General features: G+C 70.1%; 21 protein-coding genes and 1 pseudogene. 10 read left to right on the forward strand and 12 right to left on the reverse strand.

The annotated features are described in order from the left end of the window. The first annotated feature begins 20 nt into the window (after positions 1-20). Positions 21-428 (forward strand): hypothetical protein, encoded by a 408-nt coding sequence (locus ABZ953_RS34265; RefSeq protein ID WP_361732512.1) that lies wholly within the window; start codon positions 21-23, stop codon positions 426-428. Positions 429-436: 8 nt separating this feature from the next. Here the strand turns inward: ABZ953_RS34265 and ABZ953_RS34270 are convergent, their stop codons facing one another. Next, positions 437-997 carry a TetR/AcrR family transcriptional regulator C-terminal domain-containing protein gene (locus ABZ953_RS34270; RefSeq protein ID WP_361732611.1) on the reverse strand — a complete coding sequence of 187 codons (561 nt, stop codon included), beginning with the start codon at positions 995-997 and terminating at the stop codon, positions 437-439. A 79-nt stretch (positions 998-1076) separates the two neighbouring features. On the opposite strand from ABZ953_RS34270, the gene ABZ953_RS34275 reads away from it, so the two are divergent. Then, positions 1077-2315 (forward strand): FAD-dependent monooxygenase, encoded by a 1239-nt coding sequence (locus ABZ953_RS34275; protein WP_361732514.1) that lies wholly within the window; start codon positions 1077-1079, stop codon positions 2313-2315. A 23-nt stretch (positions 2316-2338) separates the two neighbouring features. Here the strand turns inward: ABZ953_RS34275 and ABZ953_RS34280 are convergent, their stop codons facing one another. Continuing rightward, positions 2339-3106 carry a class I SAM-dependent methyltransferase gene (locus ABZ953_RS34280; protein ID WP_361732516.1) on the reverse strand — a complete coding sequence of 256 codons (768 nt, stop codon included), beginning with the start codon at positions 3104-3106 and terminating at the stop codon, positions 2339-2341. 194 nt (positions 3107-3300) lie between these two features. Between ABZ953_RS34280 and argG the strand changes: the two genes are divergently transcribed. The 3 genes from argG (at position 3301) to ABZ953_RS34295 (ending at position 6733) form a co-directional block, all read left to right on the forward strand. Continuing rightward, the gene (argG, locus tag ABZ953_RS34285; RefSeq protein WP_361732518.1) at positions 3301-4746 is read left to right on the forward strand and encodes an argininosuccinate synthase; all 1446 of its coding nucleotides are present in this window, start codon (positions 3301-3303) and stop codon (positions 4744-4746) included. Positions 4747-5174: 428 nt separating this feature from the next. After that, positions 5175-6377: an acyltransferase family protein gene (locus ABZ953_RS34290; RefSeq protein WP_361732520.1), complete on the forward strand. Its 1203-nt coding sequence runs from the start codon at positions 5175-5177 to the stop codon at positions 6375-6377. After that, positions 6374-6733 (forward strand): GNAT family N-acetyltransferase, encoded by a 360-nt coding sequence (locus tag ABZ953_RS34295; protein WP_361732522.1) that lies wholly within the window; start codon positions 6374-6376, stop codon positions 6731-6733. Before ABZ953_RS34290 ends, ABZ953_RS34295 begins: the two co-directional genes overlap by 4 nt. 18 nt (positions 6734-6751) lie before the next feature. Here the strand turns inward: ABZ953_RS34295 and ABZ953_RS34300 are convergent, their stop codons facing one another. Then, positions 6752-7678, reverse strand: coding sequence for an RNA polymerase sigma-70 factor (locus ABZ953_RS34300; RefSeq protein WP_361732613.1), 927 nt, complete (start codon positions 7676-7678; stop codon positions 6752-6754). A 177-nt stretch (positions 7679-7855) separates the two neighbouring features. Between ABZ953_RS34300 and ABZ953_RS34305 the strand changes: the two genes are divergently transcribed. Further along, complete coding sequence (locus ABZ953_RS34305; RefSeq protein WP_361732523.1) at positions 7856-8341, forward strand: carboxymuconolactone decarboxylase family protein; 486 nt, start codon at positions 7856-7858, stop codon at positions 8339-8341. Between the two features lie 94 nt (positions 8342-8435). On the opposite strand, the gene ABZ953_RS34310 is transcribed toward ABZ953_RS34305, so the two are convergent. Next, positions 8436-8609 (reverse strand): CsbD family protein, encoded by a 174-nt coding sequence (locus ABZ953_RS34310; RefSeq protein ID WP_361732525.1) that lies wholly within the window; start codon positions 8607-8609, stop codon positions 8436-8438. Positions 8610-8861: 252 nt separating this feature from the next. Between ABZ953_RS34310 and ABZ953_RS34315 the strand changes: the two are divergent. Next, a pseudogene (locus ABZ953_RS34315) lies at positions 8862-9200 on the forward strand (PRC-barrel domain-containing protein); the annotation flags it as partial. 185 nt (positions 9201-9385) lie between these two features. Here ABZ953_RS34315 and ABZ953_RS34320 read toward each other — a convergent pair. From ABZ953_RS34320 to ABZ953_RS34330, 3 genes are all read right to left on the reverse strand, one after another. Then, complete coding sequence (locus tag ABZ953_RS34320; protein WP_361732527.1) at positions 9386-10156, reverse strand: restriction endonuclease; 771 nt, start codon at positions 10154-10156, stop codon at positions 9386-9388. Positions 10157-10330: 174 nt separating this feature from the next. Further along, positions 10331-14473, reverse strand: a complete 4143-nt coding sequence (locus ABZ953_RS34325) for a hypothetical protein (protein ID WP_361732529.1) — start codon at positions 14471-14473, stop codon at positions 10331-10333. Position 14474: 1 nt separating this feature from the next. After that, complete coding sequence (locus ABZ953_RS34330; RefSeq protein ID WP_361732531.1) at positions 14475-18152, reverse strand: hypothetical protein; 3678 nt, start codon at positions 18150-18152, stop codon at positions 14475-14477. A 492-nt stretch (positions 18153-18644) separates the two neighbouring features. Here ABZ953_RS34330 and ABZ953_RS34335 point away from each other — a divergent pair, with 492 nt between their 5' ends. Beyond that, positions 18645-19070 carry a pyridoxamine 5'-phosphate oxidase family protein gene (locus tag ABZ953_RS34335; RefSeq protein ID WP_361732533.1) on the forward strand — a complete coding sequence of 142 codons (426 nt, stop codon included), beginning with the start codon at positions 18645-18647 and terminating at the stop codon, positions 19068-19070. 19 nt (positions 19071-19089) lie between these two features. Here ABZ953_RS34335 and ABZ953_RS34340 read toward each other — a convergent pair whose 3' ends face one another. The 3 genes from ABZ953_RS34340 to ABZ953_RS34350 all read right to left on the reverse strand — a co-directional run bounded on the left by ABZ953_RS34340 (position 19090) and on the right by ABZ953_RS34350 (position 21556). Then, positions 19090-19905, reverse strand: a complete 816-nt coding sequence (locus ABZ953_RS34340; protein WP_361732535.1) for an SAM-dependent methyltransferase — start codon at positions 19903-19905, stop codon at positions 19090-19092. 185 nt (positions 19906-20090) lie between these two features. After that, positions 20091-20606 carry a lytic polysaccharide monooxygenase auxiliary activity family 9 protein gene (locus ABZ953_RS34345; RefSeq protein WP_361732537.1) on the reverse strand — a complete coding sequence of 172 codons (516 nt, stop codon included), beginning with the start codon at positions 20604-20606 and terminating at the stop codon, positions 20091-20093. A 197-nt stretch (positions 20607-20803) separates the two neighbouring features. Continuing rightward, positions 20804-21556, reverse strand: a complete 753-nt coding sequence (locus ABZ953_RS34350) for an SDR family oxidoreductase (RefSeq protein WP_361732539.1) — start codon at positions 21554-21556, stop codon at positions 20804-20806. A 71-nt stretch (positions 21557-21627) separates the two neighbouring features. On the opposite strand from ABZ953_RS34350, the gene ABZ953_RS34355 reads away from it, so the two are divergent. Beyond that, the gene (locus ABZ953_RS34355) at positions 21628-22263 is read left to right on the forward strand and encodes a MarR family transcriptional regulator (protein ID WP_361732541.1); all 636 of its coding nucleotides are present in this window, start codon (positions 21628-21630) and stop codon (positions 22261-22263) included. Positions 22264-22566: 303 nt separating this feature from the next. Here ABZ953_RS34355 and ABZ953_RS34360 read toward each other — a convergent pair whose 3' ends face one another. Together ABZ953_RS34360 and ABZ953_RS34365 are read right to left on the reverse strand one after the other, a co-directional pair. Further along, complete coding sequence (locus ABZ953_RS34360; protein WP_361732543.1) at positions 22567-23037, reverse strand: DIP1984 family protein; 471 nt, start codon at positions 23035-23037, stop codon at positions 22567-22569. Between the two features lie 107 nt (positions 23038-23144). Next, entirely contained in the window at positions 23145-24200 is a 1056-nt protein-coding gene (locus ABZ953_RS34365; RefSeq protein ID WP_361732545.1) for a protein kinase family protein, read from the reverse strand. Between the two features lie 154 nt (positions 24201-24354). On the opposite strand from ABZ953_RS34365, the gene ABZ953_RS34370 reads away from it, so the two are divergent. Next, positions 24355-25710 (forward strand): AMP-binding protein, encoded by a 1356-nt coding sequence (locus ABZ953_RS34370; protein ID WP_361732547.1) that lies wholly within the window; start codon positions 24355-24357, stop codon positions 25708-25710.

Genomic DNA, 25710 nt, shown 5'->3' on the forward strand with positions numbered 1-25710 from the left:
GGTGGGGAGGAACGACGGTGGTGGAGTGGCGGTACATCGCCAAAGGGGCAAAGGCCGTTCCCGAACCCATGGCCACCCCGTTCGTCTGGACGACGGCCTGCTCGGGTTCTCTGGTCCTTGTGATCACGTTCGACCTGCTCGGCGCGCTCGACCGCACCGGACTCGCCCTCGCGGCCCTGTCCGTCCTCGCCGCACTGCTCGGCATGCTCGGCCGGTTCGTCGCGGCACCGGGAACGGCCGTCCTGTGCTGGTCCCTCCTCAACGTCTTCGCCGCTCACCCCACCGGTGAGCTCTCCTGGGCCGGCCACCGGGACCTGGGCTGGGTGGCGTGCCTGCTGGCTGCCGCCCTCATCGGCACGGCGGCGGCCCGGGTGTGGTACGCGCGGGCCGCGTACCGCCGTGTCACCCCCTTCGACGGAGCGGCCTGATACCGCGTCTATGTCGTGACGCGCGGGGACAGGCCGTCCACGATGAGGGAGAGTCCCGCCTCGAACGCCGATTCCGGATCGATCAGTGGCAGGTCGGCGGGTAGGTCCGGGCCGTCCCCGGGGCCGGACTCCGCCTGTTCTTCCAGGACGCTGCCGACCGTGTAGCGGCCGGCCGCCAGCATCGCCATCTGCGCGTCGTGCTCGGGCACGCCGCAGCTGACGAGGAAAGACATCTTGTGGCGGATCCGGTCGAGGTCCGCGGTGGGCGTGGATCCGGCATGGAGGCGGGCGCCATCGCGGCGCATCAGCAGGGTGCGCCTGAAACTGCGGGTGTTCTCCACGAACCATTCGCGCCAGTCGTCCTCGGGCGTCGGCAGCGGTGCGGTCGCATGGGGCGCCATCGCGGCCTGCGCCATGGCGGCCAGGAGGTCCTTCTTGGTGCGGAAGTACCAGTAGAGCGACGGCTGCTCGACTCCCAGTCGCTTCGCCAGTTGCCGTGTGCTGACGGCATCCAGGCCGACCTCGTCGAGCAGGTTGAGCGCCTCGGCGACCACGGACTCACGGTTCATCTTCGTCACGTTGACAATCTATCGCTGATAGAGAACTCTGGAAAGGAATCATTCACCGATAGATTTTGAGGTGGTGTGCATGACACAGGGTTCGGGAACGAGATCCTTACGAGTCCTCATCGCCGGTGGCGGAGTCGCGGGGCAGGCATTGGCCTTCTGGCTGACGCGGGGCGGCCACCGGGTGACCGTCGTCGAACGCTTCCCCGCGCTGCGGGCCACCGGCGCCCAGGTCGACCTCCGGGGTCAGGGCATCGAGGCCGTCCGCCGCATGGGGCTGCTCGACGACGTCCGGGGCAAGCTCGTGGACGAGAAGGGCGTCGCCTTCATCGACGCCCGGGGCAGGGCCAGGGCGACGATCATGGCCAATGCCTCCGGGCAGGGCCGCCAGACACTGACGTCCGAGTACGAGATCATGCGCGGCGACCTGGTCCGCATCCTCAACGATGCGACCGAGCGCGACGCCGAGTACGTCTTCGGCAAGAGCGTGGACGGTTTCGAACAGGACGAGCGCAAGGTCCTCGCGCACTTCTCCGATGGCTCGACCGGCGAGTTCGACCTCCTGGTCGGCGCGGACGGGCAGGGATCACGCATCCGCCGGGCGATCCTCCCCGAGGGCTTCGACCCGTACTGGCGGGTCGGCATCCACATGGCGTACTGGTTCGTCCCGCGCATCGAATCCGACAGCAACATCCGGGACACCTACATGGTCCCGGGCGGCCGTCAGATCATGCGCCGCAGCCACCATCCGACCGAGACCCAGGTCTACTTCGTGCTGCGAGAAGAATCCGAGGAAGCCTCGGCGATCCACCGGGAACCCGTCGAGCGGCAGCGGGAGTTCTGGGCGAGCAGGTTCCGCGACGCCGGATGGCAGACCGAGCGCTTCATCGAGGGCATGAAGACCAGCCCTTTCTTCTACTCCCAGGAGATCGCCCAGGTGCGCACCGGCACCTGGTCCAAGGGCCGCGTGGTCCTGGCAGGGGACGCCGCGCACTGCGCTTCCCCCTACAGCGGCATGGGGATCTCCGGCGGCCTGGTCGGCGCCCACGTCCTGGCCGACGCGATCAATCGGCACCCGGACGATCTGCCGACCGCACTGGCGGACTACGACACCGTGCTGCGGCCCTTCGTCGACCAGATCCAGACTGCGGTGAGTCCGCGGCTCCTGCGCCTGGCCATGCCGAAAACCCAGCGCGCCATCGACGCCTTCCAGGCGGTCACCGCACTGGCCTGCCTCCTGCGCGTCCCCGACCTCGTCGCCCGCTGGTCGAAGGAGGACCGCGGCGGCGACTGGCAGCTCCCCCGAGCACGACACAGCTGAGAGCACCCTTGGCCTGTGCCTGATCACGCAGGGCCGGTGAGGCGACGCGGTTTGTGGGTTACCCAGAGCAGTTCCGCCGGCCAGCGGTGTGCCCAGTCGGGCGGGTCGGTTTCGTTGTAGCCGTTGGGTGTTCCGATTCCGGGCCGCGGCTCGATGAGGTCGTCGATGATGAGACCCGCGCCGCGCAGGACCCTGACCCAGTCGCCGTAGGTGAGTTGATAGCTGGTCGCGCCGTCGCCGTCGTCTTCGGCGATGGTGTTCAGCCCGAAGTAGTCCTGCTGCAGCGTCGTGGTCACGCGGCTTGCGGCATCGTCGTAGCAAGCTTCGAACCATGGGCTCGCGACGTTGAACACTAGGCGCCCGCCTGGGCCCAGGACGCGTGCGGCCTGCGGGACGGCCAGGTGCGGGGGCGCCCAGCTGAGCCCGCCGAAGTCGCAGAACACCAGGTCGAAGCTGTCGGCGGCGAAGGGGAGTTGTTCGGCGGCGCCTTGTACCAGCGGGTAGCGGGCCGCTCCCATCGCGCGGGCCGCTGCGGCGAGTTGGGCTTCGGACAGGTCGAACCCGACCACGGTGGCGCCCTCGGCGGCGAGGGCCCTGGACCACTGGCCGGCGCCGCAGCCGAGTTCGAGGACGCGCTTGCCGGTGACGTCGCCCAGGGCGTGCAGGTGCGCGTCGGGGATGGAGTACATGCCCCAGAGCCGGGGCGTGGCGCCGATTTGCGGGTCGTGCGCGTGCTGGTAGGCGCTGCTGATCCGGTTCCAGAGCCGCCGGTTGGCGGGGATGCTGTCCACGGGCCGACTCCAGCACTGCCTGCCCGGGGCGGTCAACACGATTTGGGCACTGATCGAAGCCCTCGCAGCCGAACGCGAGGGGCTCTACCAAGCAGTGCAGGACTTCCCCCCCGCATCACGCGACACACCCATTGAGCACCCCTCGGGCTCGGGCCACCTTTGCATGACCATGCGCGATGATGCATACTCTTCCTATGTCTAAGGTCCTCACCTCCCTCCCCGCCGGCGAACGCGTCGGCATCGCCTTCTCGGGCGGTCTCGACACCTCCGTCGCGGTCGCGTGGATGCGCGACAAGGGTGCCGTCCCGTGCACCTACACCGCCGACATCGGGCAGTACGACGAGCCCGACATCGCCTCGGTGCCCGGCCGCGCCAAGGCCTACGGCGCCGAGATCGCGCGCCTGGTCGACTGCCGCGAGGCGCTCGTGGAGGAAGGTCTTGCCGCGCTCACCTGCGGGGCGTTCCACATCCGCTCGGGCGGGCGCGCGTACTTCAACACCACGCCGCTCGGCCGCGCCGTCACCGGCACGCTCCTGGTCCGGGCGATGCTCGAGGACGACGTCCAGATCTGGGGCGACGGCTCGACCTTCAAGGGCAACGACATCGAGCGGTTCTACCGGTACGGGCTGCTCGCCAACCCGCAGCTGCGGATCTACAAGCCCTGGCTCGACGCGGACTTCGTGACCGAGCTCGGCGGCCGCAAGGAAATGTCGGAGTGGCTGCTCGCCCACGAGCTGCCCTACCGGGACAGCACGGAGAAGGCGTACTCCACCGACGCCAACATCTGGGGCGCCACCCACGAGGCGAAGACGCTGGAGCACCTGAACACCGGTGTGGAGACCGTCGAGCCCATCATGGGCGTGCGGTTCTGGGACCCCGAGGTCGAGATCGCCGCCGAGGACGTGACGATCGGCTTCGACCAGGGCCGCCCGGTGACGATCAACGGCAAGGAGTTCGCCTCCGCCGTCGACCTGGTGATGGAGGCCAACGCCGTCGGCGGCCGCCACGGCATGGGCATGTCGGACCAGATCGAGAACCGGATCATCGAGGCCAAGAGCCGTGGCATCTACGAGGCGCCGGGCATGGCCCTGCTGCACGCCGCGTACGAGCGCCTGGTGAACGCGATCCACAACGAGGACACCCTCGCCCAGTACCACAACGAGGGACGGCGCCTCGGACGGCTGATGTACGAGGGCCGCTGGCTGGACCCGCAGGCGCTGATGGTGCGCGAGTCGCTCCAGCGCTGGGTGGGCGCGGCCGTCACCGGCGAGGTGACGCTGCGGCTGCGGCGCGGCGAGGACTACTCGATCCTCGACACCACGGGCCCCGCCTTCAGCTACCACCCGGACAAGCTGTCCATGGAGCGCACCGAGGACTCGGCGTTCGGCCCGGTCGACCGGATCGGCCAGCTCACCATGCGCAACCTCGACATCGCCGACTCGCGCGCCAAGCTGGAGCAGTACGCGGGCCTCGGCCTGATCGGCAGCTCCGACACCTCCATCGGCGCCGCCCAGGCCGCCGCGACCGGCCTGATCGGCACCATGCCGGAGGGCGGCGCCCAGGCGATCGCCTCGCGCGGCGAGGTCTCCGGGGACGACGAGATGCTGGACCGCGCCGCGATGGAGTTCGGCACGGACTGACTGGGTTCGGTGCCTGACCGGGTTCGGTACCTGACCGGGTTCGGTACGGACACCGGCCGAGTACGGCACCACAGCATCGGAGAGGCCGGCCCGACGCCCTGAACAGGCGCCGGACCGGCCTCTTCCGCGCCAGCCTTCGCCCACGTCACCCCCACGCCCGCCACACCACCCGAACGAGCGCAGTTCACCGGCGCGCACCGCGGTCCGCGCCGCCGAAGGCTGCCGGGCGTCGCGCCGCGCAGGGCCATCGGCCCCGCCCCGCGCCCTCGCCGCCCATCGGCCCATGACCTGGGTAAAGGGATTCCGCGCAGCCGCCCGCCGAACTCGCGGGCCGCCCTTCGGCCGTCCTGTGACGCCTGCCCCGCACGCGTGTTCCTGCGGTCAGAGGAGTTTTACGCGGCTGTAGAAGTATGGCTAAGGTGCCGGAGATGCCCAGGTTCACCGTGCCCAGGTTCACTGCGGGAGGCACCTTGAAGGAGCCGTCACGGCCGACAGGCCGCCATGCGATGCCGCTTCCTCCCCAGCGGCCCGCCGTGAGTTCGGCTCCCGCCGAGCGCGCGGCCCCGGAGCGGAGACCCTCGCAGCCGGTCAAGCGACGGGACGCGTTCTTCGACAACGCCAAATACCTCGCGATCGTCCTCGTCGCCATGGGACACGCCTGGGAACCGCTGCGCGGGGACAGCCGGGCCGCCGCCGCGCTCTACATGACCGTCTACACCTTCCACATGCCGGCGTTCATCGTCATCTCCGGCTACTTCTCGCGGAGCTTCGACGCGAGCCCGAACCGGCTCAGACGCCTGATCACCGGGATCGCGGTGCCGTACGTGATCTTCGAAGTCGCGTACACGTTCTTCAAGAGGTGGGTGGGCGGCGACCCGGACTACCCCATCAGCCTGCTCGACCCCTGGTACCTGACCTGGTTCCTGGCCGCACTGTTCATCTGGCGCCTCACGACGCCCCTCTGGAAGATCGTGCGGTGGCCGCTGCCGCTCGCGCTCGCCATCGCCGTCCTCGCGTCCGTCTCCCCGGACATCGGCGACGACCTCGACCTCCAGCGCGTACTGCAGTTCCTGCCCTTCTTCGTCCTCGGCCTCGTCCTGAAGCCCGAGCACTTCCAGCTGGTGCGCCGCCGTGAGGCGCGGATCCTGGCGATTCCGGTCTTCACCGCCGCGCTGGTCTTCGCCTACTGGGCGGCGCCCCGGATGAGCGCGGCATGGTTCTACCGCCGCGACAGCGCCCAGGAACTGTCCGCGCCCGGCTGGGCGGGCGTCATCATGACGCCCGCCATGTTCGGGTGCTCCCTGGTCCTGGTCGCCTGCTTCTTCGCCTGGGTACCGGGTCGGAAACTGTGGTTCACGGCTCTGGGCGCCGGGACGCTCTACGGCTATCTCCTGCACGGCTTCCTGGCCAAGGGCTCCCGCTTCGGCAACTGGTACGAGGCCGACTGGCTCCACCGGCCGCTCGGCGAGATCACCGTGACCCTCGTCGCCGGTGCGGTGATCACACTCCTCTGCACGCCACCGGTGCAGCGGATGTTCCGCTTCACGATGGAACCCGAGATGACATGGGCGTTCCGGCAGGACGCCGCCGCCCTGGCCAAGGGCCGCAGACCGGGCGGCAGAGCCGAGTGAGCAGCCCGGCCCGGCCGCCCGCCGTGCGTTTCGAGCACGCCGTCGAGACGGCACCGGCGGGCCGCCGGGCCCTCACCATGCTTGACCGCTCCGACCGGCCGGTGGGCTGCCTCGAGTACCAGGTCTGCCACCCGTGCCGGCACGGCCACATCGGCAACATCGCCGTCGCCGCGCACTGGCAGGGCCAGGGCCTCGGCCGGCACGCCCTGCACACGGTCATGGCCGCGTGTGCCGGTTACACCTGGTCCACGTCCCGCCAGTCCGCCGAGGGGAAGCGCTTCTTCGCCGCCATGGCGGACGAGCTGGAGACCGCGTTCCCGTCCGGCGGCGCGCGATGCCCACACATGACGGCCTGACCGCGCGGATCCCTGCGCTCAGCGGCTCACAGCGGTCTCGCGTGCGACGCGGGACAGCTTCGCGGGGTTGCGCACGGCGTAGAGCCCCGTGATGAGACCGGCATCGATGCGCACCGCAAGGACGGTGTCGATCGCGCCGTCGATGTGGATGGTCAGGGCCGGAAAGCCGTTGATCTGTGCCGGCTGCAGCAACGCCGTCGCGTCGATCCTGCTCAGCACGGCGGCCACCGTCTGGGCGCCCTCGACGGGCGCCGTCGCGGCCCGTACGACTCCGCCGCCGTCCGTCAGCAGGACGACGTCCGGCGCGATCATGTCGAGCAGGCGCCGCAGATCGCCGGTCTCGATCGCCTGCTGGAACCCGGCGAGCGCCTCGCGGGTCTCGGCCCGGGAGACGGCCTCGCGCGGCCGCCGCGCCGCGACATGGGCCCGCGCCCGGTGGGCGATCTGCCGGACCGCGGCCGGGCTCTTGTCGACGGCTTCCGCTATGTCGTCATAGGGCAGGTCGAACACCTCGCGCAGCACGAACACCGCACGCTCGGTCGGCGCGAGCGTCTCCAGAACGAGCAGCATCGCCATCGAGACGCTGTCGGCCAGCTCCACGTCCTCGGCCACGTCGGGCGCGGTCAGCAGCGGCTCGGGCAGCCACGGGCCCACGTAGGACTCCCTTCGCCGACGGAGCGTACGCAGCCGGATCAGCGCCTGCCGTGTGGCGATCCGAACCAGGTAGGCCCGCTGATCCCGCACCGTGGCGAGGTCGACATCCACCCAGCGCAGCCACGTCTCCTGCAGGGCGTCCTCCGCGTCGGCGGCGGAACCGAGCATCTCGTAGGCGACGGTGAACAGCAGATTGCGGTGGGCGACGAACGCTTCGGTGGCGGAGTCCGTACGACCGTCACGCGCGTGCGCCCCACCCGCGTCCGCTGTCCGCGTGCCGCGCTCGCTCATGGCTGACTCCCGCTCTTCGCTCTCGACCGTGTCGCGCACAAGACACCGCTCCCGGCCGTTCTGTGACACCGGTGGACCGTGTTCTACGCCACATGATCACGTCGTCACAAGGGCCGGGCGACCGGCATCTCGTGGTCGTCAGAACGTTGCGTGAAACGTGCGAATGAGGACGAAGACATGGAACCCCGCATGAATCTGTTCGCCCACGAGATCGGTGCCAGGATCGGCAAGCGGATCTACGCCGTCAGCCAGGTGATCCAGGGGTCGCCGCTGCCCAAGGCCACGCAGGAGCTGGTGCAATTGCGCGCCAGCCAGCTCAACGGCTGCGGTTTCTGCGCCGACATCCACGCCAAGGACGCCGAGGCCGCGGGGGAGGCTCCGACCCGGCTTCACCTGGTCGCCACCTGGCGCCATGCCACGGTGTTCACCGAGGCCGAGCGGGCCGCGCTGGCCCTCACCGAGGAGGGCACGCGGATCGTCGACGCCTACGAGGGCGTGTCCGACGCGACCTGGGACCTGGTGCGCAAGCACTACGACGACGATCAGACGATCGCGCTCGTCTCCCTGATCGCCATGATCAACGCGACCAACAGACTCGGGGTGATCCTCAACAACCAGGGAGGCTCTTACGTGGCCGGTGAACCGGCCGGGATGGCGAGTTGAACACCGGCCCGTACGGGCCGCGGTAACGCCGGTGGGCGGACTCCCTCAAGAGGAGTCCGCCCACCGGCGTCGACAATGTCCGTGATCAATACGCCTAGCGCTTGCCGACGTCCTTGATCTTCTCCTTGGCCTGACGGGCGTCGCCCTGCATTCGCTCGGTCCGGCCCTCGGCGGTGAGGCGTTCGTTGCCGACGGTGCGGCCCGCGGCCTCCTTGGCGGCGCCGGTGGCCTGTTCGGTCTTGGCCTTGGCCTTCTCGTTGGTGGTCATGATCCGCTCACGCTCCCTTGGCTTCGACATCAGGTGATGCAGTCCGCTTGACCGCTGACGGTGATCGCAAACATCGCCGCGGCGACCGGATCCGCCCGAGGACCCGTGGTGGTTCGGACAGGTCGGCCATCGGTTCGCAGGGATTTGTTTAGTGATGTCCGCGTCGGAGAACCGAGGGATGTCGCCGGAACGGACGCACGGTGCAGCCCCGCACCGACCGACCGCAAGCGACTGACGCACGGAGGTACCACCATGACCGAGAACATCTGGAACTACCCGGCCAGTGCTGGTCACACTCCTGACGCTGACCTGACGGGCTACAAGGTCGAGGCCTCGGACGGGCACATCGGCAAGGTCGACAAGCACTCGCACGACGTGGGTTCGCAGTACATCGTCGTGGACACCGGTGTGTGGATCTTCGGCAAGGAGGTCCTGCTGCCCGCGGGCACCATCATCGGAATCGACGCCGAGGCGAAGACGATCCAGGTCGCGCGGACCAAGGACGAGATCAAGAGCGCCCCCGAGTTCGACAAGAACAAGCACCTCGGTGACGCGGGCTACCACGACCAGGTCGGCACGTACTACGGCTCCCACCGGCCGGCCACCCCCGGCTCCCCGGGCACGCCCGAAGCGGGCCCGAGGCCTCCGGGGCCCGCCACCTTCTGAGCGGACGCGCAACCGCTGACGGAAAGAGGCCGGGGCCGGACCGCTCCTCGCGGTCCGGCCCCGGCGCATGCTCCCGTCCGGAGCGCAGACGGGGGTTCAAAGACAAGCTCTCAGGCGCCTTCCACCATCGCGGGCCCCCAGGGCGCAGGACCCGAGCCCTCCGCCCAGGCGGCGAGTTCGTCGCCGTCCACGCAGCGGATACCGCACGACTCCGCGTACTCCAGGGCCGGTTCGGTGAACTGACTGGTCGTCACGACGACGGCCAGCTGGGCGCCGTGCACGGACCAGCAGGTGCCGCCGAAGCGCTGCAGGTCCTGGGAGCCGACCTTGTTCGCCGGGCCGTACTGCTTGCACTGCACGACGACGCGTCGGCCGTCGGGCGCGATCGCAAGGACGTCGGCGCCGAGGTCACCCGCGCCGCCGACCACCTCCGTCTCGCGGCAGCCGTCCCGTTCGCAGAGCCCGGCGACGGCCGCCTCGAACCCGTCGGGGTCGAGAGCCGCGAAGTCGGGGGCCGCCGGTGGCAGTACGGCGGTGAGTCCGTCCCGCGCCCCGACGGGGGCGGTGGGAACGGCCTCCTGGACCACGGAGGCCGCGACGGGCACAGGCGCCGGTGCGACGGACGTGGGTGCGTCGCAGTGCTGCGCCGCCTCGGCCAGTTCACGGTCGGCCTGGACCATCCCCGCGCGGGCCGCACGGCGCAGCTCTCTGGCCCGTGGCATCGCGCGCAAGAGCACGTAGAGCACGGGAACGGCGAGCAGCCCGAGGAGTATGGCCGCGAACGGATGGGCCCCCGCCCAGTGGGCGAAGCGCATGAAGAGCAGCACGGCGGCGCAGAGCACGGCGCCGAAGAGGGCCAGGCCGATGACCGGCCCCGGCACCGCTCGCGCCGTTTTGGGGTGGCGCGTACTAACTTTGCTGTCCCGGACGAGCACGGGGCCTCCTCGACGTCGTTCACGAATCTGATCGAATCTGATCGAACGACGAGTGCCCCGAATGGCGCATTCCATGATCGACAACAATCCCGGTGCCCGAGCCGCAACCACCTGCCGTTTCTAGAGCTCGAAGTCGATCCGGCCGAGCAGTCCGACGTTCAGCGCGAAGTAGTCGGCGTGCACCAGACGCCGGGCCGCCGGGACGGGCGTCCCGTTCACGGTGACGGTGTCCGTGGCGGTGTCCTTGTCGGAGCGGTAGAGCTCGTACTCCTGCACGAGCAGCCGGTACGAGGTCAGCAACTGGCCGACCGGAGCGGGGATGCCGCCCGCCCATGCGAACGAACCACCGTCGCTCACGCAGGCCAGCTCCACCGGGGCGGCCACCTCCTTCCAGTCCATGTCGTCCTCCTGCAAGCTCGCCCGGCTCTGCACGCTCACGACGACCCGGCGGCTCGCGGCGGCGGCCACCGCCCCTGTGCCGCCGAGCTCACCGAGTTCGTTGTACGTCGCGGGCCCGGACAGCCGCACGGTGAGCCGGTTGCCCTCACGGCGGCCGGTGACCGAACGCGGCGGGACGAGCTGGGAGAACTCCGCGCGTTCCACCTTCGAGAGGTGCAACGGCTCGACGGAGTACGGCTGATAGCGGGCGAGAGCGAGCCGCACGTACGGGAAGTACGCCGTACCGGCCACCGACGCGGCGGCGAAGTCCACGTCGATGTCCACGAACCACAGCCGCCGCTCGGCGTGGTACGTCGGCGCGAAGGCGACCGCGTCGACCGGCACCGGTGCCGAGTCGGGCGACTCCGCGAGGCGCAGGCCCCGCAGGCTCCGTGCCGCGTTCGGGAAGTGCGCGGCCGAGGGTGTCGGCAGCACCGTGGTGTCGGCCCAGACGGGGTCCACGCCCCAGCGGGTGAAGAAGGTGTCGGCGGAGTCGTCAGGGACGGTCGTGCCACCCGGGTCGAGGAGCACGGCGAGCATCTCGTCGTCCCCGGAGGAGAACCACGGCCGCCGCAGAAAGACGCGCAGGCCCGCCGGGCGGCGCTGCCTGGTGACGGCGTCGTTCTCCCGGTCGACGGACCGCTGCCAGCGGAAGGTCGGCACGACGTACGCCACCACCGGCGGCTCGGGCCGGCGCGAACTGGGCACGGCCAGGGGAGCGGCGGCGGGGCCGACTCGGATGACGTTGGTGCGTTCCTCGGTGATGCTCGGGTGGAAGTACTCGCGGAACCGCGTGACGGCGGTCGGGGTGTAGCGGACGTCGCGATGCCTGGTGTCACCGAACTCGTGCACGCGGCCGACGGCTTCCTCGTCCGCGGTGTAGGCCAGGGTGATGTCCTCCAGGTGGGTGTGTCCGTCGATGCGCCGGGGTGCGGGTTGCGTGACGTCGTCCAGCCACTCGCTCCAGTGCGCGTCCACCTCGACGTGACCGCTGCTCGCGGCGTGGCTGCTCAGTGTCCCTGTCAGCTGTGCCGCGGTCTGCTCGGCCGTGCGGTAGGAGACGAGACCGGCGAGTTCGGGGCGGTGGACGGGCTTCTCCACCGCGTGCACCAGGGTCAGTTCGACCCACGGGGTGAGCATCCAGTTCTCGCCGTCGGCGCTCGCCCGCTCGACGAACGCCTTGTCCCCCTCGGGCAGTCCGGCCCAGAACGACGAAGCGGTAAGGAGGCCCCACTGCCGCAGCAGCGGCAGCTTCCGCGCGTTCAGATAGCAGCTCAGCCGGACGGTGGCGATCTCACCCTTGGTGAGGAACACGTCGAGGACCCGCTCGAGAAGGCCGTCGTGCCAGTGCGGTTCCTCGTTCCCTTCCCTGATGCGCAGCTTGAACGGCTTGGCCTGCGGCCACGGGCCGGGAAAGGGAATCTTGCGATTCTCCGTGTCGCCGGGCAGGCCGCGCAGCATCACGCCCTCCGCCAGTACGTCCGGGAGGTACGGCAGGATCAGCTGGTCGGCGCTGTGCACCACGAACTCGCCCTGCTCCAGCTCGGCCCCGCGGCGGGGGAGCGGCAGGCGGGTGACCGGCAGCGGGTCGTGCACGTTGTGCTTGGCGATGTGGATGTCGCCCGAGCGCAGCAGGTCGTGCTCACGGTAGGGCCACTCGGGGTCCCGCACCTTGGTGTCCAGGAAGGACCCGGCCTCCCGGGACGCGACGGCGACGAACTCCGCACGGACCTCGTCGGGCTTGCCCGCGCCGAAGACGGCGTCGAACACACCGTGCTCCTCGGCCATTTGCAGGGCGGTCTTCGGCGGCGCCACATGCCGCTCCGAGACCGGCTTGTACCGCCGGTCCAGACCGTCCACCTCCGAGCGGGCCTCGTGGTCGGGGACGTCCGAGCGGCGCACGGCGTACTCGTCGGTGGAGATCTCCCGGCCGTCGTCGGTGACCGTGCTGCGGATGACCAGGCGTTCGGTGGACTCCCCCTCGTTGAACGGCAGGAGCGGCAGCACCACGGGCTGCGGGACCGGCTCCCAGCGGCCGTAGGTGATGGCGTCGGAGTGGACGGTGTCCGGTGTGGCCGCCGTGTGGTCGAGGCCGTTGCCTGCCAGGTCGACGGTCCTGGCCCGCATCCGGTAGGTGCGGCCGAAGCGCAGGGCGGGCAGCGAGCCGGGCTCCGCGGCGAACTTGGTGTCCAGCGGCACGTCCGGCGACACCGGTGGCTCGGGCGCCGTCGGCTCGTCGGCCAGGCCGATGGTCCGGCCGGGGCGCGGCGCCGCGAGGCTCCAGCCGTGCCAGCCGAACACGGCCTGATGGCCGTAGAGCTGGCGGTCGTCCGCCGCGTCGACGGTGACCGCGCTGGCGCGCACAAGCCCCTCGTCCGGGCGGACCTGGATCTCGACGGGCTGCTGTCCCGGACGACGGACGGTGTAGCGACCCCGGCGGCGCAGCAGCGACCGCCACTGCGTGACGCGGCCGGTGGCCGGGTCGACGGCGCCGATGTCCACGCGGTACCCGCGCACCAGGTCCATGGCGGTCAGGACGGCCCCGTCCGCGGCGACCTGGCGGCCGACGTCGGCGCCGATGAGCCCGGCCAGGTGCCGGTCGCGGTCGGAGTGCAACAGAGTGAGCCCGGCGCCGCGGGCCGCCGGTGTGCCGGTGCCCGACACCAGTTGGGCCACCGATTCGGGCCCCGAGGGCAGGTCGGCCCGCCGCATACCGGCGACGGAGCGGGCGTAGTCGAGGTGCTTGAGGGCTGCCCCGTCCACGTCGAGCTCGGTGAGCTGCCACGTCTCGGGGTCGCCGAGGTTCAGCATGCGCTCGCTGATGATCGCGCCGTCCTCGACGGCGGCCTGGAAAACACTGCCCGGGGTGAACCGGATCTTCGTCCACGGGCACATGCCCGGAGCGTTGAGACGGCCCGCGTCGGCGATGCGGTCGTCGAAGTGCACGCGGACCTGCGCTCCGTCGGCGACCCCGGCGGGCATCGCGAAGCTCAGGTCGAGCACGAGACCGAACCGGCGCTGCAGCTCCGGATAGTCGCCCAGCAGGCCGCACGCCTCGTGGAAGTCGATCCGGTGCGCGGGCTCCTCGGCGAGCGAGGCCGGTTCCTTGCCCCGGTCGTAGAAGCGGGCGGCTTCCGCCAGCGGAAGCACCCGCTTGTTGTCGCCGGTGTACACATCGCTCGTACGGTCCATGTAGCGGGGTTCGTGGCCGTCGTCCGCCGCACGGACGCCGTGCGGGTCGAGGGCGTCCTCCAGGATCGCGTACCCGTTCTGCAGGTTCTGGCCGAGATCGAGCACCGGTTCCGAGATCATGTCGGTGAGCCGGAACAGCGCGGGGAGTTCCCAGCCCCGGTGGTCCGTCGGCGGCTCCTCGCACAGCAACCGTTCCTCACGGGCCCATTCGGTGCGCAGCCTGCTCTCGGTGGTGTATACCGCGACCGCCTCGTAGAGACCGGTGATCTCGTCGTGCACCAGCCTGCCGGGGTACGAGCGCAGCGTGCGCCGCCCCTGCGCGGCGAGCGCGGGAGGCCCTTGCGGGGGCCGGACGAACGTGCCGTCGTTGAACAGGGTCCGCCAGAGAGCGGGATCGGCGGCCGGGTAGCGGCCGGTCGGCCGCAGTTCCTTGGCGAAGGTGCCCGCCGGGCTGTTGAACTCCAGCCACAGTGCGGGCAGCAGGGCCGCGAGCCGCTCCGGCCACTTCGCGAAGTACGCGGACTGCCCGAGCGTACCGATCCCGGTCAGGGTGGGGCTGACCAGTACGGACACGCGTACGGTACCGGCGTCGGCGACGCCGTCGGGCAGGACGGTCCATCGGATGCTGTCCATGTCAGCGCACCTCCGCGAACGCCGTGCAGTAGTCGAAGACCGGATCCACGCGCAGGCCGGTCGTGGGGTCGTCGTACGGGGACATGAGGTCCACGAACGTGGGCGGGCCGAGGGCCGGGTCGGCCGAACCCGACGCGAGCGCCGCGGCGCGGGCTCCGCTGCCCGCGAACCTCCGCTCGCAGCGGATCGTCACCGACGTCTCGAAGAAGCCGATCTCGATGCTGATCGTCAGAGTGGCCCGGCCGACCGCGTAGCCGTCCTGGTAGCCCAGCTCCATGTAGAGCTCGATCGAGGCGGAGACGATCCCGAGGACGTCGACCTCGCCGCGCGCCCGCAGATAGCCGACGAGCGTCACACTGTTCTGGGCCAGATCGAGCCGGAAGTAGATGCCCGCCATCACCGACAGGCTGCCGCTGGCCACCCCGAAGTTCACGGACACCGCGGCCCCGAACTCGATGGCCGCGTCCAGTACGGCGATCTCTTTGGGGTTCAGGACGATCCCGAAGTAGCCGCCGCCGCCCAGCATCGACACCGTGAGGCGGAAGGGCGCCTCGCGACGGCAGAAGGAGAAGCCCGCCTGGAGCGGGGTGTCACCGATGAACGGGACGGACAGCGCGGCGTTGAGCGAGAGGTTCTCCAGGCTGAAGACGCCGACCGCCGCGCTCGGCAACTGCATGGAGTAGTTGGCGTGGATCCCGGACGGGTCGACCGTGATGGCCGGTGGATCGCTGAACCCGTCAAGCGGAATGATGTTGCGCAGGGTCTGGACGAAGTCCAGGTTGCCGACGAAGTCGACACCGCCGAACTTCACCTCGACGTCGGGCTTCTTGCCAGCACGCATGCTGAACCGGATCTGGTCGAAGTGCAGCACGACCGCGTCGAACCCGGGAACCATGCGCAGATCGAACTTGCCCAGCGTGCATGTCACGTCCGCGGCCTGCGGCACGTCCGGCCGCAGCGAGCCGCGCAGGTCGGTGACGAGCGTCAGCTTGCCCGTCGGCCAGAACACGGCGTCCTCGGGCTTGGTCGGTGTCGGTTTGCCCGGTGTCCAGGCCTTGATGTCGGGCTGCCACTGCATGCGGGAGTTCACGACGTCCGGCAACTTGGCGCCGAGCGCGGCCTGTTCGATCGCCTTCTTCAGCGCGAGGGCCTGACCGACCGTGCTGTCCCACGTGGCGGCCTGCTCGGCGATCCGCTGGAGCACCTGCCGCACGCCGGTGTCCACTGCCGCGGGCAGGCCGAGACGCAGCGCGGAGAGAGCCGCGGAGAACGTGTTGAAGGCGGCCTCGACGTCCCCGATGGTGGTGGGGTCGGACGAGTCCTCCAACTGACTGGTGATGTAGTCGACGAGGGCCTGCGCGAAGGCCGCGGCGGAGTCGATCACCCGGATGACGCGGTCCCTGGTCTCCGGGAACTGTTCCTGGACGGACGCGAGCAGGTCGCGGAGTCCGAGCAGGTCGCCGAGGAATCCGGTGACCGCGTCGACGGTCGCGGTGAAGAAGTTCGGCGCCTTGAGGTTGTCGAGGCCGATCTCGCTCAGGATCTCGGTGAGCGGGAACATCCCGAACAGCTTGGCGCCCGCCAGGTCGCCGAAGTAGTCGAGCGGGTTGAATCTGCCCTGCGCGAGCTTGGCCCACTTGTCCACGGGCACGGCGTCGGCCCGGTCCGGGGTCGCCGCGACCGGCCCGGTGAGCCGGGAGAGCCCGGCGACCGGGAAGTTGGGCTGGGCGAGCGCGCCGGACGACTGGCCGTCGTCACGGAAGGTCAGGCCGACGGGCTCGGCCAGCTCGACGAACACCTGCCCCTTGTTCGCCTCGGAGAAGGCGTTCCGCACGTACGGCTCGGGATAGAACACCGAGTGCGGCTGGTCGGCCCCGAAGCCGCCGCCGAACTGGCCAAGGGCCGGGACCACGGCCCGCGCCCAGCGCACCGTCGGTACGAACCGGGGGTGATCGGTGGCGTCGAGGTCGAGGATCGCCTCGGTCGTCGCGGCCCCCCAGACCAACTGCCCGGTGGACAGCGTCGTGTCGCCCGGTTTGCGGCTCGGGGCGTACGCGATGGACTGGCCGCGCACATCCGCCACGACCCGCCTGACCCCCGGATCACCGACGTCCGGCGGCACGGGCGCCGGATCGGAACACAGGCTCCGGTAGTGCTCGATGATGGTCCGCACGTCGGCCTTGTCCGCGTGCACCAGCTGCCCGACGAAAGCCATCGGCGTGCGGAACTCCAGGAGGCGACCGTCGAGGTCGACCATGCTCACCTGGAACTGGAAGGGATCCTCGGCGGCGGACACCGGGAAGAACGCGAGCTTCTCGTCGGGTTCGACGCCGGGGGCGGACAGCCCCGGAATCGTCTGCGGCTCCTTCAGATCGGGTGTGACCAAGGTGAGCAGCCGGACGCTGGTGAACGGGAACAGCCGGTGCAGCCGCTTCTGGTCGTCGTTCTCCTGCGGCATTCCGTAGCCGCGCACCGGCTCGCGCACCATGATGAAGAACCGCTGGTTGAGGTAGGCGGCGCGGTCCGGTCGCGCGTGGTCGAACTTGCGCTCGGTGACCTTGACCAGATCCGCCAGGTGCCCGAACGGCCACAGCCGCCCCCGGTACATGACGCGTACGTAGTGGTCCCGGCCCAGTGCGGCGCGGTGCCGCCACTGGGTGACGTCGAAGCCGTCCGGGGGCCTCTCCCACTGGCCGAAGGAGTCGAGCCAGCCGCCCATCGTGGACAGTACGAGGTTGTCGACGCCGATCGGCGCGGGCGTGAAGCCGCCCGCCAGGTTGTGGTTGGAGCTCAGGTGCACCACCGACGACCGGTCCTTGCGGTCCATCGCCATACGGAATTCGTTGCCACCGGCGGGGAGGGCGCGCGGGGTCGCCGGATCGAAGCCCGGGTCGCGGGTCCACACCGCCCGGGCGTGGCCCGCCGGCATCCGGGTGTGCCAGAGCTCGATCCGGTCACCCGGGTCGGGCAGCGCGACGCGGTGCGTCCAGGTCGCCGTCTGGGGCGGGGAGAGGAGCAGGCGGTAGGGCAGTTCGATGCCGGTGCGCGGGTTGGCGGCGTCCGCCAGGGGGTTCTCGGGCCCGGGGCCCGCGGCGGCCGTCGAGTCACGGACCCCCGCCGGGGTGGGTGCCGCGCGGAGCTCGGCGGCGACGGGCGCCTCCGGCCCGTGCCGGGCGGCCAGTTCCGCGGCTGTCCGGGCCAGCCGCAACGCCTGGAAGACATCGAGCGGCCGACCGGTCGCGGCATGCGCCGTGCGGGCCGCCGACACGGGCTCCCGGGCGGCGTCCACCACCCGCAGCGGGAGCGTCCGCATGGCGGTGAGCAGGCCCGACTCGGTGTACTCGACGGAGGTGTCGGCGGCGACGGTGAACACCAGGAGGCTGCGGCCGCCGATGCGGGACGCGACCGGCGGCGGCTTGTGCGGCTCACTGCCGGTGGGGGCCGCGCCGGGTTCTGGTTGCGGCAGGCCCGGACTCAGCTCCAGGAAGGCTTGTTCGACGACGTGTTGGGGCCCGAACGTGACCACAAGGAAGGCCGGTTGCCCGGAATCCTTGCGGACAAGTCGTCGTGGGCCGAGGAGGGGGCGCTCCAGGCGCAGCCCGAGGAACGCGAAGTGCAGGTCCAGCAGGTCGGTCGCCCGCAGTAGCCGGAACGGCTCAGGCGATGGGGAGGCGGCCATGTGACTCTCCCGTCAAGGGAATCCTTCGAAGCGCCTGCGCGAGGCGGATGGGCGGTCGTGTGGTGCGTGGCGCCGATCTCAGAAAGGCCGACCTCATGGGCGTCGGGCCCCGGAGGGCCCCGGCGTCGCGTCCGGGCTCAGCGGTACGAGGCCTCGGAGGTGTCGCGGAGGAAGGCGGCCGGGCAAGGCGTGCGGTGGGTGCCGGAGGCACTACGTATCAGCAGGGACCCAAGTATCAGCAGAGTCCCGCCGTTCACGGCGACCGCTTTATCCATGCCTCTGCCCCCTCCCCCCGGTGCGCACAATGGCTCCCACCTAGGCTCTCGGGCCCACGCGATGCTCCGCTCGGAGGCGCCCTCATGTCACCCGAATGAGTGAATGGGGTGGTGATCAAGGCCCGGGTGTGTTCTCACGGAGGCGCGGAATACCCTCTGTGGCAGGTGAGTTGAGGATCATGACGGGGCCACCACACCACGATCGAAGGAGATCCCCATGCCGCTGAGCGTCGAAGAACGCGAGCTGTTTCTGGCCGAACCGCACATCGGGGCGTTGGCCGTGGACGCGGGCGAAGGACGGGCTCCGCTCACGCTGCCGATCTGGTACCAGTACGCCCCCGGCGGCGAGCTGTGGGTGATGACCGCCCGCGACTCCAAGAAGGGGAAGCTGCTCGCCGCCGCGGGACGCTTCTCGCTGATGGTCGACCGGCTGGAGCCGACTGTCCGCTACGTCTCCGTGGAGGGCCCGGTGGTCCGCACCGAGGACGCCACCATCGAGCAGCTGCGCGAGCTGACGGCGCGCTACCTGCCGGCCGACCGCGTCGAGCCGTACGTGAAGTCCGCCGTCAAGGAACAAGGCGTCGAAGCCGTCTACTACCTGCGGCCCGAGCGCTGGTACTCGGCGGACCTGGGCACTGTCTGACGGTCCGGGAGGCAGACCCTCACGGCTTGCGGGCCAGGCCGCCGTGCTCGCCGATGGGCACCGGGGCGGCGGAGTCCGGGTCCGGTCGCCAGAAGGGGACCGAGACGACCCCGGGCTCCAGGAGCTCCAGGCCGTCGAAGAAGGCCGCGATCCTGTCGACGGGCCGCAGGAAGTACGGGACGGCACCGGATGCGTTGTAGGCGTCCTGCGCCTGTTCATAGGTGGCTTCGACGCCCCGCGAACCGTCGTTGACGGAGAGGTGACTGCCGGACGGCAGGCCCTCCATCAGCCGGGCGACGATGGCGCGCGCCCGGTCGTAGTCGGCTATGTGCCCCAGGATGTTGCTGAGGATCAGGGCGGTGGGCCGGGTGAGGTCCAGCGTCTCCGATGCGGCCGCCAGGATGCGGTCGGGGTCCGTCAGATCGGCGTCCACGTAGGCGGTCGCTCCCTCCGGCGTGGAGGTGAGCAGGGCGCGGGCGTGGGTGAGGACCATCGGGTCGTGGTCGACGTAGACGATCCTGGCCCGCGGGTCGAGTCGCTGGGCGACCTCGTGGGTGTTGTCCACCGTAGGCAGGCCCGTCCCGATGTCCAGGAACTGCCCGATGCCCGCCTCGGTGACGAGATGGGTGATGTTGCGCTGCAGGAAGGCGCGGCTGCTGCGGGCAACGGTGACGATGCCGGGGAAGACGGTGCTGTACGCGTCGCCTGCGGCCTCGTCGACGGGGTAGTTGTCCTTTCCTCCCAGCCAGTAGTTCCAGATCCGGGCCGAGTGCGGCACCATCGTGTCGATCGCCTGGTGAGCGGCTGGACCGGGCGTCGTGGCAGGGTCGGTCATGGGTACCGTCCGTCTTTCAACCGTGGCGTGAACCGTTGCGCGAACAACCTACGCCGCAACAACCACGTGTCACACGTGAGTTCACGTCATCGGGACATGCGAGTGCGCGTCGGCCCCACGCCCAGGTGCACGGGGGAGAGCCCGGACGCGCCTTGGCGGGGGCGACGCAGCAGCTGTTCCTCCGGTCAGCGGATGTTCACATCGATGCACGCGTAGAAGGCGTTGGACGTGTCGCCGATGTTCCACACCGCGAGGATCTTGTGCCTGCCGGTGGCGCTGCCGAGGTTGACCTGGTGCGACACGGTCGCCGGTGGCTGCTGGTTGTGACCGTCGACGGTGGCGACCTTCGTGCCGTCCACGAAGTACTCGTAGTTCAGGGTGCGGTGCCGCGCGGTGAACGTCCAGGTGAAGGTCTGGGTCCTGCTGACGTCGCTGACCCGCCAGCCCTTGCTGTCGTTGTCGAGCTCCGCGAACCTGGCGTTGCCGCCGCTGCAACTGCGCAGGCCCTTGGGGCCCTCGACGCTCTGCGGCTCGTACTTGATCTCGCCGCAGGCCACCGTGCGCGCGGCACACTGCGCCTGTCGGCTCGCGGGGGCGTTGACGTATCCGTGCGCGCTGGCCGAACCGGTCGGCAGCGTGAGGGCGAGCACCGGCGCGAGGCCGGCGCCGATCGCGGCGGCGATCTTCCGTTTCCTGTCCATGCGTGCTCCTTCACCGCATTGCTTCATGGGGGTGTGCAGCGTGAAGTGCTGTGGTGGGGCCAGATGTTCACGACGGTCGATTAGTCCGGACCATAGACTTTTAGTCCGGACCATAGACTTTGGCAGGCCGCGGTCAAGGTTGGTTTCGCGCCATGCGCCGGGAGGGGGCGAACGCGGCAACGTGTGCCGGTCGTGCGTCAATGGGTCATGTATGCGCCACCGTTGACATGCAGCACCTGCCCGGTGATGTGACGTGCGCCGGGGGACGCGAGGAACGCGATGGTCTCCGCGATGTCCGCGGGTGTGCCGGCGCGGCCCGTCGAGGTCGCGGCCACGAGCTGCTCGCGCCGGTCCTCCTGAAGGCGGTCCCGGAAGAACTCGGTGTCCGCGATGTAGCCGGGCGCGACGACGTTGGCGGTGATGCCGCGCGGGCCGAGCGTCTGTGCCAGGTCCAGGTTCCAGGTGGAGAGGCCGGCCTTCGAGGCGCCGTAGGCCCCGTAGGGACCGGAGCCCCGGCTCGCGGCGATCGACCCGATGTGGACGACCGCTCCACCGGCCGCGAGGCGGCCGTCCAGCGCCCGGGTGGTCAGGGCGGCGCTGACGAGGTTCGCGTCCAGGTTGGCGCGGAAGGCCTGCGCGTAGGCGGCCAGGTCGGCTTCGCCGCCGAGCGCGAGGTCCGGGCCCGGATCGCCGTCGAAGTCGGTGTTTCCACCGGCGTTGTTGACGAGGACGTCGATCTGCTCCGGCAGCCCGGCGAGGAGGGCGGTGAGCGCCTCGGGCTGTGTGTGGTCACACACGAGGCCGCGGACGCCGGTCTCCTCGGCCAGTCGGTCGAGCGGTGCGCGCCGACGGCCGGTGGCGAACACGGTGTCGCCGCGTTCGGCGAAGTGGAGGGCGGTCGCGCGGCCGATGCCGGTGCCGCCGCCGGTGATCAGGACGGTGCGTGTCATAAGCTGAACTCCGTACATCCGTTGAGGCCTAAATTTAGACCTAAACGTATCACTGAAGCAGGCGAGGGAACATGAGCGCTGAGGCCGGGACAGCAGGGGCCGGGGCGGAAGCAGCCAGGGTGGAAGCAGCGGGGGCAGAAGCCGCGGGGGCGGACGGCGCCGGGAGGGGCGAAGCCGCCGCCTACACCGCACAGGACATCGCCGCGGCCTGGGAGCGCGAGCGCCCCGGCACCCCGGCCACCTCGATCGGCATCGTCACGCCGATCTGGCAACTGGCCAAGCTCTTCGGCGACGACCGGCGCCGGGTGCTCGCCCGTGCGGGCGTGGACACCGCGACCCTGGATCTGCTCAGCGTGCTGCGCCGCAGCGGGACGCCCTACACCTTGACCACCCGCGAATTGGGCCGCCGTTCCATGGTCACGGCGGGCGCTGTCTCCCAGCGGGTGGCCCGCGCGGAGCGCGAGGGGCTGGTCGTCCGCCGCCCCGGGGAGGGGCGCCCCCGTACCGTCGAGGTGACGCTCACCGAGGCCGGTCACGCACTTGTCGAGGCGACGGTGGACCAAGTCCTCGGCAGGGAGGCCGACTTGATCAGTGGCCTCACCGGTGAGCAGCAGTCCCAGCTCACCGAGTTGCTGGGCATCCTCCTGACAGACGTCCAGCGAAGCCTCGGGGACGAGCGGATCACTCAGGTGGGCCAAGTGGAGTGACGGGCCGGGGCCGGCACCCTACAGCGCCGAGCCCGGCCCCGCGATGTGGGAAGACCCCGAACCCGCCCTCACCGCCCGGATCTGCACGTGGTGATGTGCTGTGCACTGTGCACGATCACCTGTACGCGATGCTGAGCTGCGCTGTCGATGGGGAATCGAACCCCTGCGTTGCTCTTCACGCGCCAGGTGTGGGCCGGAGACCGCCGACCCTCGGTGTGTGCACGCCTCCGGAACAGCTACCTGCTCCCCATCGCCGTCCTCCGCACCGAACCCGTCGGCGCGGCTCGCCTCTGCGAGGACCGGTCAGTCCAGCAGATCGGCTTCCCAGTTCGCACGCTGGATCCGCACGTCGATCTCGCGGATGTCCCGCGCGAGCCCATCCGCCTGATCGCGCAGTTCCGCGACGGGCAGGGCGGCGAGCATCATCAGCTCGGACCGCAGCTGCCGTCCGTAACCCCGGTCGCCCGAGCCCGCCGCCGCGTCCGCCGCCGCGGTGACCACGGAGTGGCGCAGCCGCAGCACGTCCCGGCGCGCGAGCGCATCGGTGAGCGTGCCGCTCTCTCCCAGGTCCACCGTCGCGTTGGTCCGGTTGATCCGCCGGATCAACGACTCGAGGGTGTCGAGCACCTCAGCGGCATCGGCCAGCAGTTGCGCCGCGTTCTCGGGGGGAGTCTCGCCCTCCTGGTACCGCGCACTACCGACGACGCGCGCTCGCAGCTGCTCCACGCGACGCGTCGCCTCAGCACGCTCAGCCAGCGCTTCAGCAAGCTTCACTGTCTACCCCCCCCGTTCTGACCTCCGAGTCTCTGAGTCTCCGAGTTCGCACGAGTATACGGACATGATCCCGTGTGCCCGCACGGCAATTTCTCCCCTGGAGCTGCTCAGTTGCACGGCGACTCGAGGATTCGGCGGATCGTCTCCAAGGGATACGGAATGTCGCGGCTCTCGTGCTGCAGCCTGACGTAGAAGTCGGTCACGACCGCGGCCAGTGGTGCATGTCGAGTCAGTACAGCCTCTGCTTCACGGGGGCCTGCCGGCGGCGGATGCCCTTCGGCGCACGCGCGTATCAGTGCTTCTCGCCCGCTCCTCCCGTATCCGTACAACCCGGTGATGAGGGAGTTCACCAGATAACTCAGGGTGTACGCGCGATCGTACGTCCCGTGCCTGTCGAAGAATGCGGACTCCGCGGGCGACAGGTCGAAGCGGGACGAAAGCGCGAGACCGAAGTCGGCGAAGTAGAGGCGCCGACCGTCGGTCAGGATGTTCTGGAAGTGGGCGTCGAAGTGCAGGAGCCCGCGGTCGTTCATGAAGGAGGTACCGGCCAGGAGCTCCTTCTCGATGAGGGAACAGGCGCGGTCGACGGCCTCGTCACCGGCCGCCACCTGCTCCGTGAGCCACTGGTGCAGGGTTCGCGGGATGTACTCCAGGAACAGCAGGACGTCGGCTGAGGACTCCTTGAGGGCCTCGATGCGATGGCGTACCGCCGACCCACCACCCCAGTAGGCCACGGCCCGGTCCACATCGGCGAGTTCCGGGGGAGGAGCGGTCGGCGCGGTGTCCCGCAGGACCCGCCAGTGATACATGAGCGGGAACCCCTGACACGCGCCTGCGAGCACCCAGTTCGTGGTCATCGTGTGCGTGGCGACCTCTCGCCACGCACCAAAGCCGGGGCTTCCGATGCCGTACTGGCAGAAGAGAGGCAAGCCGAACATGTTGGCCGTGGACCGGAAATGCTCCGGCTGTTGTTCCAGCTCGGTGAGCGGCACACGTTTCACGAAGACCGGCATGCCGGCGATCTTCAGGAGCGACGAGCTGCCGCCGATGCCGGAGTCGAGCGGTGCGGCCGTGTCGGCCATGCCGCGCAATTCCCGGTCGCTGCGCAGGGCGAGATCCGTGGAAACGGCACTGTAGGCGTTCAGCCGGGCGTCGGGGTTCATTGGACTTTCCGCCGAGGGGAGTGAGCGTCCATGGTTCGTACAGCATATTGCCCGTGTGAGGTGTGGACGGCTTGGGTGGGGGCGGGAGGCGCGGTCCTGGAGCGCGTCGTCACGGTGAAGCACAAGGCGAACGAGTCGGTACAGAAGGAAGCGCATGACCTCCATGCTCGGCGGCTGCACACCCTGGCCCGAGGAGTTCGTCGACCGGTACTGGGCGGCCGGGCACTGGCGCGGCAACACGTTGGACAACCTGCTGCGCGGCTGGGCTCAGCGGCACGGCCCGCGGACCGCGCTCGTGCACGGCGACACCCGCATCACGTACGCGCACCTGAACCGGCGCGCGGACCGCATGGCCGCCGGATTTCGGCTGCGCGGCCTCCGGCCCGGGCAACGTGTCGTCGTGCAGCTGCCGAACGTCCCCGAGCTCGTCATCGCCATGTTCGCCCTGATGCGGGCCGGCGCGATCCCCGTGCTCTGCCCGGTCTCGCTCCGCGCGCCTGTGGTGTCCCGCCTCGTGCGGGTCACCGAAGCCGTCGGCTATGTCGGCCCCTCTACGTACGACGGCTTCGACCACACGGCGATGGCCGCGGACATCGCGGCCCAAGGCGTCTTCCTGCGGCGGGTGTTCACCTTCGAGCCGACGGGCGCCTCGTCTGCGTACGGCGGCCTCACGGTCGACCCGTCGGGCTGCCACTACTTCCCCCTGAGCTCCATCGACGCCCCGCCCGACCGAGCACATGCGCAGAGCGCCGGACAGGTGGCGTTCATGCTGCTCTCCGACAACTCCACCGCGGTGCCCGAGGTCGTTCCGCGCACCCACAACGACTACGCCTGCCAGGCGCGGGCCGCCGCCGAGCTCGTATCGCTCACCGAGGACGACGTCTACCTCGCCGCGCTGTCCGCTGAGTCGAACTTCGCCCTCGGCTGCCCGGGGATCGTCGGCACCCTCTCCGTCGGCGGGACCGTCGTCCTGGTCGAGAACTCCGAACCCGCCGAGTGCCTTGCGGCCATCGGCCGGGAGCGGGTCACGCTCACGTCGGTTACGTCCGCCGACGCCCGGCGCTGGCTCGAGGTTCTCCCCACGGTCCAGGCCGACTTGAGCAGCCTGCGTCTCCTGCAGATCGGCGGCGCGCCCCCGCGCGGCGCACCCCCGATCCGGCCGATCGCCGAACGGCTCGGTGCGGAACTGGGCTGCCGTCTGCAGCAGGTCTTCGGCATGGCTGAGGGCGTGCTGACGCTCACCCGGCCCGACGATCCGGACGAGACCGTGCTCGCCACGCAGGGCCGACCGTTCTCACCCGACGACGAGATCCGCGTGATCGACGCCGAGGGCAAGGAGGTGGGGGACGGGGAGCCCGGTGAACTACTGGTCCGCGGTCCCTGCACGGTGCGGGGCTACTACCGGGCGCCCGACCGGAACGCACGCTCCTTCACGGCCGACGGCTTCTTCCGCACCGGCGAGCTCGCGCGGCGCACCCCGGACGGCAACCTGATCATGACCGATTCCTGA

The organism is Streptomyces sp. NPDC046465 (genome assembly GCF_040646035.1).
Taxonomy (GTDB): domain Bacteria; phylum Actinomycetota; class Actinomycetes; order Streptomycetales; family Streptomycetaceae; genus Streptomyces.